Annotated in this window: 8 protein-coding genes and 1 pseudogene; 6 read left to right on the top strand and 3 right to left on the bottom strand. The window is 44.8% G+C overall.

What is annotated here, in order from left to right:
* Positions 1-66: 66 nt before the first annotated feature.
* The 3 genes and pseudogenes from tal to ITG10_RS21395 all read left to right on the top strand — a co-directional run bounded on the left by tal (position 67) and on the right by ITG10_RS21395 (position 4,246).
* On the top strand, positions 67-1,017 hold the full coding sequence (tal, locus tag ITG10_RS21405; protein ID WP_046209277.1) for a transaldolase: 951 nt from the start codon (positions 67-69) through the stop codon (positions 1,015-1,017).
* Positions 1,018-1,104: 87 nt separating this feature from the next.
* Positions 1,105-3,096, top strand: a complete 1,992-nt coding sequence (gene tkt, locus ITG10_RS21400) for a transketolase (protein WP_017631684.1) — start codon at positions 1,105-1,107, stop codon at positions 3,094-3,096.
* Between the two features lie 138 nt (positions 3,097-3,234).
* Positions 3,235-4,246: pseudogene (locus tag ITG10_RS21395) on the top strand (IS110 family transposase).
* A gap of 289 nt (positions 4,247-4,535) precedes the next feature.
* Here ITG10_RS21395 and ITG10_RS21390 read toward each other — a convergent pair.
* From ITG10_RS21390 to ITG10_RS21380, 3 genes are all read right to left on the bottom strand, one after another.
* Positions 4,536-5,150 carry a hypothetical protein gene (locus tag ITG10_RS21390; RefSeq protein WP_017631702.1) on the bottom strand — a complete coding sequence of 205 codons (615 nt, stop codon included), beginning with the start codon at positions 5,148-5,150 and terminating at the stop codon, positions 4,536-4,538.
* A 207-nt stretch (positions 5,151-5,357) separates the two neighbouring features.
* The gene (locus tag ITG10_RS21385) at positions 5,358-6,920 is read right to left on the bottom strand and encodes a PAS domain-containing methyl-accepting chemotaxis protein (protein ID WP_017631703.1); all 1,563 of its coding nucleotides are present in this window, start codon (positions 6,918-6,920) and stop codon (positions 5,358-5,360) included.
* 164 nt (positions 6,921-7,084) lie between these two features.
* A complete protein-coding gene (locus ITG10_RS21380; protein ID WP_017631704.1) occupies positions 7,085-7,552 on the bottom strand; it encodes an Lrp/AsnC family transcriptional regulator in 468 nt (155 codons plus the stop codon).
* A gap of 153 nt (positions 7,553-7,705) precedes the next feature.
* Here ITG10_RS21380 and ITG10_RS21375 point away from each other — a divergent pair, with 153 nt between their 5' ends.
* From ITG10_RS21375 to ITG10_RS21365, 3 genes are all read left to right on the top strand, one after another.
* The gene (locus ITG10_RS21375) at positions 7,706-8,671 is read left to right on the top strand and encodes a hypothetical protein (RefSeq protein WP_026084336.1); all 966 of its coding nucleotides are present in this window, start codon (positions 7,706-7,708) and stop codon (positions 8,669-8,671) included.
* Positions 8,672-9,174: 503 nt separating this feature from the next.
* The gene (locus ITG10_RS21370) at positions 9,175-9,519 is read left to right on the top strand and encodes a hypothetical protein (RefSeq protein WP_017631706.1); all 345 of its coding nucleotides are present in this window, start codon (positions 9,175-9,177) and stop codon (positions 9,517-9,519) included.
* Positions 9,520-9,566: 47 nt separating this feature from the next.
* Positions 9,567-12,323 (top strand): immune inhibitor A domain-containing protein, encoded by a 2,757-nt coding sequence (locus ITG10_RS21365; RefSeq protein WP_017631707.1) that lies wholly within the window; start codon positions 9,567-9,569, stop codon positions 12,321-12,323.
* Positions 12,324-12,420: the final 97 nt, after the last annotated feature.

Here is a 12,420-nt window from a genome sequence, read left to right as displayed (position 1 = left end):
GTTAGCTTGCAAATGCCCACACCTCTCCCATTAACGAGGTGTTATGCGATACATAGGATGATCAAAATGAGCAATAAATTAGAGCAACTTCGTAAACTAACAACTGTTGTAGCTGACACTGGCGATATCGAAGCTATCAGCAAGTACACTCCTGAAGATGCAACAACTAACCCATCTCTAATTCTTAAAGCTGCTCAAATTGCTGAGTACGCACCTCTAATCGATGCTTCTATCGAATACGCTAAAGCGCAAAGCGATGACAAAGCACAGCAAGTTCAAGACACTTGCGACATGCTTAACGTAAACATCGGTAAAGAAATCCTGAAAGTTGTACCTGGCCGTATCTCTACTGAAGTAGATGCTCGTCTTTCTTACGACATGGAAGGCAGCGTTGCTAAAGCTCGTCAACTTATCAAAATGTACAATGACGCTGGCATCACTAACGACCGCATCCTTATCAAACTGGCTTCTACTTGGGAAGGCATCCGTGCTGCTGAAATCCTAGAGAAAGAAGGCATCAACTGTAACCTAACGCTTCTATTCTCTTTCGCTCAAGCTCGTGCTTGTGCTGAAGCTGGCGTATTCCTAATCTCTCCTTTTGTAGGTCGCATCATGGACTGGTACAAAGCGAAAGAAGGTCGTGATTTCGAGGCTTCAGAAGATCCAGGCGTAATCTCTGTTTCTGATATCTACAACTACTACAAAGACCACGGTTACAAAACTGTTGTTATGGGCGCAAGCTTCCGTAACATCGGCGAGATCCTTGAACTTGCTGGTTGTGACCGTCTAACTATCGCACCTCAACTTCTAGCTGACCTAGAAGCAGCAGAAGGCGAAGTAGTAGAGAAGCTAATCGACTCTAACGGTACTAAAGAGCGTCCAGCAGCGATGACTCACGCTGAGTTCCTATGGGACCACAACCAAGACGCAATGGCTGTAGAGAAGCTGGCTGAAGGCATCCGCAACTTCGCCGTTGACCAAGGCAAACTAGAAGACATGATCGCAGCTAAGCTGTAATCATTCTTACCAAATTCAAATAGGGGAACGTTCAGTTCCCCTACTTTTATCAATTTTGTTTTTCTTAATTTTTATTCGGAAGTTCTTATGAATCGCAAACATCTAGCTAACGCTATTCGTGCTCTAAGCATGGACGGCGTACAACAAGCAAACTCTGGTCACCCAGGCGCACCTATGGGTATGGCTGACATCGCTGAAGTACTTTGGCGTTCTCACCTAAACCACAACCCAGCAAACCCAGAGTGGGCTGACCGCGACCGTTTTATCCTGTCTAACGGCCACGGTTCAATGCTGATTTACTCTCTGCTTCACCTAGCAGGTTACGAGCTTTCAATTGAAGACCTTAAGAACTTCCGTCAACTGCACTCTAAGACGCCTGGTCACCCAGAGTACGGGTACGCACCTGGTATCGAGACGACTACAGGTCCTCTAGGTCAAGGCATCACCAACGCTGTTGGTATGGCGATGGCTGAGAAAGCACTGGCGGCACAGTTCAACAAAGAAGGCCACGACATCGTAGACCACTACACTTATGCATTCATGGGTGATGGCTGTCTGATGGAAGGTATCTCTCACGAAGCATGTTCTCTAGCGGGTACGCTAGGTCTTGGTAAGCTGGTTGCTTTCTGGGATGACAACGGCATCTCTATCGATGGCGAAGTTGAAGGTTGGTTCTCTGACGATACACCTAAGCGTTTTGAAGCTTACGGCTGGCACGTAATCCCAGCAGTTGATGGTCACGATGCTGACGCTATCAACGCGGCTATCGAAGCAGCTAAAGCAGATCCTCGTCCGACTCTAATCTGTACTAAAACAGTAATCGGCTTTGGTTCTCCAAACAAAGCAGGTACGCACGACTGTCACGGTGCACCATTAGGCGCTGACGAAATCGCAGCAACTCGTAAGCAACTAGGTTGGGAGCACGGTCCTTTTGAAATTCCGTCGGAAGTTTACTCAGAGTGGGATGCGAAAGAAGCAGGCGCAGCTAAGGAAGCAGCGTGGAACGAGAAACTTGCAGCTTATGAAGCAGCATACCCTGAGCTGGCAGCTGAATTCAAACGCCGCGTAAACGGTGATCTTCCTGCTGAATGGGAAGAGAAAGCATCGGCAATCATCGCTGATCTTCAAGCTAACCCAGCAAACATCGCATCACGTAAAGCATCTCAAAACGCACTAGAAGCGTTCGGTGCTATGCTACCTGAATTCATGGGCGGCTCTGCTGACCTTGCGCCTTCTAACCTGACTATGTGGTCTGGTTCTAAGTCGCTTGAAGCAAACGACTTCTCTGGTAACTACATCCACTACGGTGTACGTGAATTCGGTATGACGGCTATCATGAACGGTATCGCTCTGCACGGTGGTTTCGTACCATACGGCGCAACGTTCCTAATGTTCATGGAATACGCTCGTAACGCAATGCGTATGGCAGCTCTGATGAAAACTCAGAACATCCAAGTTTACACGCACGATTCTATCGGCCTAGGCGAAGATGGTCCTACTCACCAACCGGTTGAGCAGATCGCTTCTCTACGTCTAACTCCAAACATGAGCACATGGCGTCCATGTGACCAAGTTGAATCTGCAGTTGCTTGGAAACTGGCAATCGAACGTAAAGATGGTCCTTCTGCGCTTATCTTCTCTCGTCAAAACCTTGCACAGCAAGACCGTGACGCTGAGCAAGTAGCTAACATCGCTAAGGGTGGTTACATCCTGAAAGATTGCGAAGGCAAACCAGAGCTTATCCTTATCGCAACTGGTTCTGAAGTAGAGCTAGCGGTTAGCGCTGCTGCTGAACTAACAGCTGAAGGCAAGAAAGTACGCGTAGTATCTATGCCTGCTACTGACGCATTCGACAAGCAAGACGCAGAATACCGCGAGTCTGTACTTCCATCTGACGTTACAGCACGTATCGCAGTAGAAGCTGGTATCGCTGACTTCTGGTACAAGTACGTTGGCTTCGGTGGCAAGATCATCGGCATGACAACGTTCGGCGAATCTGCACCAGCAGGCGAACTATTCAAGATGTTCGGTTTCACTACTGAAAACGTAGTAAACACAGCGAAAGAGCTTCTTGCTTAATCTTGATTAAATTGTCCCGCCCTTAAATGGGTGATGCATACTGAAAGCCCCGCATGAAAATACGGGGCTTAATTATATGGTCCGCCTCACTCTCAAGCCCTTAAGCTTAGAGTAGGCTCTCAGAATGAGGTGAACCATATGTCTTCTATTCATATTTTAGGTATCGACCTAGGTAAACACTGCTTCCATGCTATCGCACATAACCGTTGTGGGGTGGAGGTGCTTCGTCGTAAATTTAATCGCAATCAACTCTTAATCTTTCTTAGTAAAATAGAACCAACAACTATTGCTTTCGAAGCTTGTGGCGGTGCTCATTGGCTTGCTCGAAAGTGTGGTGAGCTTGGTCATCAACCCCGACTTATTCCTCCTCAGTATGTAAAGCCTTATGTCAAAGGCAATAAAAACGATTTCATCGATGCTTCAGCGATCGCAGAGGCTGCGAGTCGACCGACCATGAGATTTGTGGCTGTAAAAGTGAAGAGGCTCAAGTCATCGCAGCGATTCATCGAGTCAGAGATAGTTATATCAAGGAGAGAACCGCCACTATGTCGCGGATCGGCGCGATCTTACTTGAGTTTGGCCTTAGCTTTCCCAAAGGGCATGCAAAGATGAAGTCTCTGTTTCAATGGTTAGCAGAACAAACAGTATCACTACCAAAAGCTTGCTATGTGAATTGATATCTATCCATGAACACTACAAGTACCTCAATGAACAAATCAAAACCCAAGATATCAAACTTCAAACTATTGTTGATAATAACGAAAGTGCTCAATTATTAAAAACTATCCCTGGAATTGGCGATCTTACCTCCACATTGTGTATTGCTGATGTAAGCTCTCCGAGTAACTTCACCAATGGCCGCGAGATGGCGGCTTGGTTGGGACTTGTACCAAGGCAATTCTCAACGGGAGGAAATACCAAGCTACTTGGTATGAGTAAACGAGGAAATAAGCACCTCAGAACTCTGTTTATCCATGGCGCAAGAGCTGTACTCTCTAGGCCAGAGACGACAGGGAAAGTGTTTGGAGAGTGGCTTGTGAACCTACGAGCCACCAAACCATTTAATGTAGTGGTAGTTGCATTAGCCAACAAGCTAGTGAGGATAGCTTGGGCGGTGTTATACCACCGCCAAGCTTTTAAGGCTGTTTAGCTATAACCAAGTTTGCAACGCCAATGAACGTGATGACAAAAACGGTCAATCGGCCAGATTAAGAACCTGACACAAAAAATAGCAATCAATGCTTTGGGCTTTTTAAGGATAATCTGGCGCGGATATCATCGTGGAGCTGGGAAGCTAGTGCTCCCAACAAGGACCCCGAATACATTAGCGCAAACCAACTCCGTTATTACTTAATTGTAGTTGCAATAACGGGGCGGACCATACATTTTTGTATATGTTGTTTGTTGTCTGTTGTCTGTTGTCTGTTAGAGATGAAAGACTAGAAACTAAACCGCGCGCCGACTCGAACCGTGTTTTGCTTTAGGTTTTTGCTATAGGTGTAGTCATAACCAGCATCAACGGCAAGCCACGAGATAATATTAACCGAGCTCACAACCCCTAAGCTATTTAAACCATGTTCATAGGTATCTGTATAACTGTAAAACGGTTGCAGCGACCAACGTTCGTTAATCGAAACCACAGCGCCCGCTTCACCGATAAATCCTTCATCGTAGTTTTTGTTGGTTTCCCTGTTACATGGGTCAAGAATACTGTCATTACGACACGAAGAACGTCTCTTAGGTTTCACCCAATTAACGCCTCCAGATGCGTACAGTTCAACCTGTTGAGTGACCGAATGGTACCAGCCCAATTGAATCGACAGATCGGACAAAGTCGTTGAAGATCGTGTCGTCTTTGAAGAGTCGAAACCAACAAACAGAGAATCCGTTACTGCATAATTCCCTCCGAAATAGCCGCCGTAAAGCTGCTTACTGCCTGAATTGTTGTAAGAACCTTCAAAGTAATCTTGAAAGCCATCATCACTAACTCGTGTGTTCTGATATCCCGTATAGAGATAGTGAGACCCCTTTGAAGCTAAGCTTGGGAAGCTCATAAAACTGAAACAAAAAACGGTAAAAATAAGGGGGCGCATCTCAGTAACTCAAAGTTTGATTGGAATAGTAGAAGTGTAACCCATTCGTAATTGAACGGTGTTTTATTTTTGTTTCAAAGATTTTCAAAACGAAGCGTTGAGCTACAAAAAAGCCCTGCTAATTTCGCAAGGCTTTCTCTTATTTCTCATTCTAATTATCTTTGAGAGCTATTTTTCTTCAAAACGCTTCGCTAGTTGATAGAACTCGTTCACTTGCTCTTTCAGCTCTGTTGAATGGTCTTTAACAGAATGCGTCGCAACCAGGTTTTGCTCGGCCGTTGAAGCGATAGATTGCATATGAAGGTTTACATCACTCGATAGCTGACGCTGTTTATGCGCAGAGCTTTCTACCGACTGCATCAACTCGTTCATCGATTGCATCAGGTTCTCAACTTCCGATAAACGTTCTGAACTTACCTTTGCTACATCGCCACACGCGTCTGTCTGCTCTCTGTTAGCCAGAATATCTTTTTGCCAGCCCTCAATCGTTGCGAGCATGGTATCAATGCTCTCTTTGATTTGAACCGTCGCCTTAGATGTTCGACCGGATAACGCACGGACTTCATCAGCAACCACTGCGAAGCCTCGACCTTGCTCACCCGCTCTCGCCGCCTCTATCGCAGCGTTCAATGCCAACAGGTTGGTTTGTTCGGCAATACCGCCGATCTCTTCCATGATCTTGCTGACACTCTGTGCTTGGTCGCTCAACTGGTACGTCGTGTGTGTGGCTTTCTCGGCCTGTGAAGCTAGGTTTTCAAGGTTGCGGTGAGTTTGGTTAATACTCTCTTTAGCACCCGCACAGGTTTGTAGAGTCACATCAACAATCTGATGCGCTTCTTCAGTACGAGAAGAGACCTCATTCGCCGTGACTTCAACCTCTTCCGTTGCTTCACGAACTTGTAGAATGTCTTTGGTTTGTTGATCTAACGCTTCTGATACTTCAAACGAAGTAGCATTCAGATTATCGGCTAAGTCTTGCAGTGGTTTCGCAGAATCGGTCATACGGCCGAGTACCGTGCGAATTCGAGCAGACAACAGCTTTAAGTGGAAATCGGCCACTGAGAATTTACTGTTACCTGAATAAACCAACCGGCTCACACTATCGAATTTCGACTGCAGTTTTTTCAGCTGTAAAGGAGTATCAATCAGCTCTTGTCGGAAAAGCAGAGCTAATGCAGAAACAGGCAGCAAGCTAAGAAGCCATTGGGATACTTGCCCTACTTCGACAAGGTTTGAAATCAGAGGCGCAGCCAGAGAGCCCAATAAGACAGCATAGCGAACACTGTCACTGATCTGTAATGACCATTGGCGACCAGACTTCTCAGCCTTCAATAAACCTTGGTAGGCCTTATCTGCAATCTGCACCCACTCATTCTTCGGTTTAACACGAACAGACTGATAGCCACTCACCTTGCCGCTCTCGTAGATTGGGGTAACGTAAGCATCAACCCAGTAATATCCACCAGATTTAGTCTTATTTTTTACGATCCCGCGCCACGCCTTACCTTGCTTAAGGTTTACCCACATATCGGCAAACGCCGCTTTAGGCATATCACCATGCCTCACAATATTGTGGTGTTGCCCTAGCAATTCTTGCTGGCTGTATTCTGCGATACGACAAAAAGCATCATTACTGTAAGTAATCACGCCCTTAAGGTCGGTCGTCGAGACAAGTTGTTCGTTTTCGCTGAGAAGCGTTTCACGAGATTGAGAAGATGAGCTGACAGTCATTATATTAACTTTTGTTAATTATTATTTTAGGCGAGGAATATATACAATTATTAAAGTTATGACAAAATGTGAACATCACATTTTGTGTAAATGCCTGCTATTTAAACAAAAATAAGCCAGTGACCTCACAAACCTCAATGCATCACATATCTTCAAGCTAGCGTTTATGACTCATCTAAGTTCACTGCGGTACTAAACTTCACCGTTCTCATTGATACAGAGGTGTGGAACTTTCGAATGTTTAAGTCTTTACGCAACACTCGCTCCACAAAATCTTCATAGGCTTGAATGTCTTTGACCGTAACAATCAACATAAAGTCAAAGCTGCCGGAAATCTGGTAACACTGAGTCACTTCCGCAGCCTTTGAAATAGAGTGGCGAAATATCTGATAGATGTCCCCTCGATCTCGCTCCATTTCCACAGACACAACCAAAGTCATCTTACTGCCAGTAAGCTCAGGATTGATGATAGACACATCACCCACAATCACGCCCTCTTCTCTCAGGCGCTTCACTCGCTTCAAGCAAGCAGGCGGTGATAAGCCAACAATCTCAGCCAGCGCTTGATTAGGAATTCGGTTATTCTTTTGAAGCTCTACCAGTATGCTTCGATCTATACGGTCTATTTCCATAATTTCTTAGAACCATAGTTTTGTGACTTATAATTTCTAATACTACGATAATTAAAAAATCTAACGCAACTTTACAAAGCCATTTCAAAATTACGATCACAACAATCGCGATAAGATCTTCTCATACAACACAATCGAATAATGGTCGTAACAATGAAATTCACTTATCAATTTTTTAAAGAACTCTTTAAAGAGATTTTCGATGTCACCTCGACGCTTTTTCGAATCATGATTCCAATCATTATCGTGATAAAAGTGATCGAAGAGCTCGGCGGTATCGTGATTCTTAGCGAATGGTTAAGCCCTATAATGGAAAGCGTTGGCTTACCAAAAGAGATGGGCTTGGTATGGGCAACCACCATACTCACTAACATCTATGCTGGGTTAATCATTCTCATCAGTTCCGATGTTCCCCTTACTGTCGCTCAAGCCTCCGTATTAGGCAGCATGATGCTTCTCGCCCATTCACTGCCAATTGAAGGTGCGATAGCCAAAAAAGCAGGCGTGAGTTGGTTGGCAACGTTATCAGTCAGAGTCGGCGGCAGCTTGGTATTAGCATGGCTGCTGAACCTCAGTTATCAATATGGTGACTTACTCAACTACCCCGCGACTGTGCTTTGGCAACCGGAAGTATCAACGGATACCAGTTACCTCACCTGGGCCTTGGATCAGATTAAGAGTTTTGCGGTTATCTTCATGGTGATCTCAGCGCTATTACTGCTACTCAAGATCTTAAAGCTTGTTGGAATTGAAAAACTGATGGCAGTCATGTTGAGACCATTCTTGAGGTTGTTGGGAATCAGCAAAGACGCGACCAACCTAACCATCATAGGGATTACTCTTGGCCTTTCGTTTGGGGGCGGATTATTAATCAATGAAGCGAAAAAGGGACACATCTCCGCAAGAGACGTATTCACAGCGATCATGTTGCTCAACCTACTCCACAGCCTGATAGAGGATACTTTGTTGATCCTACTGATAGGAGCCGATTTCTACACCATATTCTGGGGAAGGCTCGTATTCTCAGTGCTCGTTATCGCTCTGATATCTAACGTCATCAAGCGTATAAACCCAAGTGTTTGTGAGCGATACTTTTATCGCGATGTATCCCAATCTTAGAAGCGATAAACACTCGCTTACCTGCTACCAAAGAGCCTCAACTTGGGCTCTTTTCTCTCTTCCATCACCCCGTATCGCTGTTCAAATGTCAAATCCCCTTTCGTGAAGCACTTTAAATCATGCTTGAACAACTAATTGATACTATTTCTCGTGAAAATAATTTGAGAGTGATTATTTACTAAACACTCAATTATTACGTGCATTTATTAAACATCAAATATAGAACATCGCGTTAGTTAATTAATCTCCGATACCTTATATAAAGCGCTCTCCAGCATAGTAACCATAAGCCTAACATTGTTATTAATTATCAATACTATCAACTATTAATGCGTACAAATTCACTAAATAGCTGACAATAAAATAAATAGCCGATCTTATTTGATATTAACTCTTAATGTTGAAACCGGAACGGATAATGATTTGTGATAATTATCAGTTTGATTGGTTAATTTTATAAATATATTTTGTTACATAATCAAAACTGATGGCTTGATATAAAAATGTCACACAAAACAATGACTTTAATGGTTCTAATTTTCTCCTCACTGTCACAGGCTTCCACCATTGAGAATGATGAACTGTTACTCAAGTCATTGATTGAACGAGGCGTTATTTGTTCTGGCTTAACCTACGAGGACAACCACGAAGCTTTACGTACCTATCTCAACGCAAAGCAAGTGAAAGGCAATCAGTTTGATTTAAAAAATCAGCGAGAAATAGAAAGTACCTATGAATCTGGTAATACAAACGAGATAGAAAGAAAAAGCAAGTTAACTAATAAACGTCAGATACCTAAAACACCAAAAGAGTGTATTAAGCCAAACTCGGACAACCATTCTGAATAAGGCGAGTTGATTCTGATATCGACATGGAAATACAAAAAGGAAATGTAATGAAGATAATGAGAAAAACATTGCTAGCTTCAGCAATGCTTACTCTATTTAGCGTCAGTAGTTATGCTAAAACGCCGATTGATTTAGGTGTTGTTAATGAAGACAAACTGATTGAAATGCTAGTAAGACAAGGCTTAGTCGATCAAGATGCAAGCGATGTTGCAAAACACGATGCTCTTGACCGTTACTTAAAAAATAAGATCAATTCCGGTTTTAAAGGTGATGCTCAATTCGGTAAAAAAGCGTTAGAGCAACGAGCGAAAATACTCAAAGCCATCGAAAAAGGGTCTGGCGTTAAAAAAGCGAGCGTCTTTGCTTTGGAAGTCGGCACCAAGCGTACCGATAAAGTGCTCGCGCTATTGGTTGATTTCCCGGATTTGAACTGGGATGACAACAGGCTAACCGAAGCGCACACGCAAATGCTCTACGAGAGCTACAACCCAGAACATTATCAAGAATTGTTGTTTTCAAACTCGGGTTACACAGGGCCAAATGGCGAAAACCTAATCTCGATGCGTCAGTATTACCAAAGCGAATCGGGTGACAGTTACAGCGTTGCGGGCCAAGCTGCGGGTTGGTATCGCGCCTCTAAGCCTGCATCATTCTATGGTGGCAACTCCCCGACTACCGACAATGACTTGAACGCACAAGAACTGGTTCGCGAAGCGCTCAATCAATTGGCTCAAGATCCGAGCATCAACTTAGCCGATTACGACATCGAAGATCGTTACGATTATGACGGCGACGGAAATTTCCGCGAACCCGATGGCGTGATTGATCACTTAATGGTATTCCACGCATCCGTAGGCGAAGAAGCCGGTGGTGGCGTGTTGGGCCCTGATGCAATCTGGTCTCACCGATTCAACCTTGGTCGCACACATGTGCTAGAAGGCACCTCAAGTTCACTTCCAGATCGCTTTAACGGCCAATACGCAGCATTTGATTACACGATTCAACCGATCGATGCGGCAGCGGGTGTTTGTGCTCACGAATATGGCCATGATTTAGGTCTGCCAGACGAGTACGACACGCAATACACAGGTAAAGGTGAGCCCGTGTCTTACTGGTCTATCATGTCTTCTGGCAGTTGGGCTGGTCAAATTGGCGGTACTCAACCAACCGCATTCAGCTCTTGGGCAAAACATTTCCTTCAAAAGTCGATTGGTGGTCGTTGGATTAACGATGATCAAATCTCAATTGACGACCTAGAAGACAATCCACAGGTTTATACGCTGTTCCAAACCACAGATAACAGCCGTCCGAACATGATTAAAGTGGATCTTCCGGAGAAACAGATCGAGGGTTTAAAACCGTTTGCTGGTGAGTACTCTTTCCACTCTCAAAAAGGCGATGATCTGAAAAACAGCATGACTCGTAAGTTGGTGATTCCAGCGGGTGATTCAGCGCTGCTTTCGTTTAAAACTTGGTACGAAATCGAGAAAGATTACGACTTTGCACGCGTGCTCGTGAATGGACAAGCCATCGCAGGCAACATCACCTCAATGGATGACCCATACAACACGGGTCTAGTCCCTGCGATTGGTGGTGAGTCTGGCGGTTGGATTGATGCTGAGTTTGACGTTTCACAATGGACAGGCCAAGAAATAGAGCTTTCGTTTGAGTACATCACAGACGGTGGCTTGGCGATGGAAGGTTTCTATCTGGATAACCTTACTGTGGTTGTCGATGGTGAAGTGACTGAGATAGACGATGGTGAAAGCAACTCCACCTTCGCCCTTAATGGTTACAAGCTGAGTAATGGATTCCATCAAGCTCAGCACTACTACCTACTGCAATGGCGTAGCCACATGGACGTTGATGAAGGCCTAGCTAACATCAAACGCATGGGTCAATTGATGTCATTCGATCCGGGTCTGATCATTTGGTATGTAGACGAATCTCTTACCGATAACTGGGTTGGCAAGCACCCTGGTGAAGGTTGGTTAGGTGTTGTAGACGCAGACCAAAATGCCATGGTATGGGAAAACTCAGGCGAAGTTGCTCAAACTCGCTACCAAGTTCGTGATGCTGCGTTCTCACTCAAAGATCACACGCCAATGCGACTTGTAAACAGTGACAATGACGTACTTGAAGACACCAGTTTGGTGGGCAATGCCAGCTTCTCTGACGACCAAGATTACACATCACCTCAAGCACCCGATTCAGGGCGTATTCTGACTGAATTTGGTTTAGCGGTTGATATTGTGAACCAGAGTGACAACAACGAGTACGGTGTGGTGAGCTTATCTAAAGTAAGCCAACACAACATCACTCCTACTGCGAACTTCGAGCTTAACGTTAATGGCCTGAATGTGTCTGCAAACAACTTCAGTTCTGACCAAGACGGTGAGATTACTCGCTACCTATGGGACTTTGGTAACGGTGCAACAAGCAACGAAATGGCACCAACTTGGTCTTACGAGCAAGCCGGTGATTACACGGTGAGCTTGACGGTTGTCGACGACAAAGGCGCCACTGATTCGTTCAGCTCTGTAGTGGGTGTTGAATCTCCAAACGCCCTACCGGAAGCAAGTGCGAAGTACATCCACTTGGGACGCTGGGTCACCATGTGGTCAACAAGCTCAGACAGCGATGGTCGTATCGTTGATACCGAGTGGACACTTCCAAACGGAAAAGTGAAACGAGGTCGCACATACACTTCTATTTTCCCTTCATACGGAAAGCACGAGGTGACACTTAAGATAATCGATGACCAAGGGGGGATTACGGCTAAGACCATTATGGTCGACCTGTAAGTCGCTCCAACCTCAAGTCATTGAAACAAGTACGTAACCAATAACGTGCGTACTGATAAACCAAGCTTAAGTACTGTTGTCATAGGATAGTAAGCTA

It is taken from the genome of Vibrio sp. ED004 (genome assembly GCF_023206395.1).
Classification (GTDB): domain Bacteria; phylum Pseudomonadota; class Gammaproteobacteria; order Enterobacterales; family Vibrionaceae; genus Vibrio.
Note: the sequence above shows the minus strand (reverse complement) of the source record. Positions and strands in the feature narration are given on the sequence as shown.

Coding starts and splice junctions, on each gene's coding strand:
- tal (WP_046209277.1), top strand. CDS start 67: ATGAGCAATAAATTAGAGCAACTTCGTAAACTAACAACTGTTGTAGCT.
- tkt (WP_017631684.1), top strand. CDS start 1,105: ATGAATCGCAAACATCTAGCTAACGCTATTCGTGCTCTAAGCATGGAC.
- ITG10_RS21390 (WP_017631702.1), bottom strand. CDS start 5,150: ATGAGCTTCCCAAGCTTAGCTTCAAAGGGGTCTCACTATCTCTATACG.
- ITG10_RS21385 (WP_017631703.1), bottom strand. CDS start 6,920: ATGACTGTCAGCTCATCTTCTCAATCTCGTGAAACGCTTCTCAGCGAA.
- ITG10_RS21380 (WP_017631704.1), bottom strand. CDS start 7,552: ATGGAAATAGACCGTATAGATCGAAGCATACTGGTAGAGCTTCAAAAG.
- ITG10_RS21375 (WP_026084336.1), top strand. CDS start 7,706: ATGAAATTCACTTATCAATTTTTTAAAGAACTCTTTAAAGAGATTTTC.
- ITG10_RS21370 (WP_017631706.1), top strand. CDS start 9,175: ATGTCACACAAAACAATGACTTTAATGGTTCTAATTTTCTCCTCACTG.
- ITG10_RS21365 (WP_017631707.1), top strand. CDS start 9,567: ATGAAGATAATGAGAAAAACATTGCTAGCTTCAGCAATGCTTACTCTA.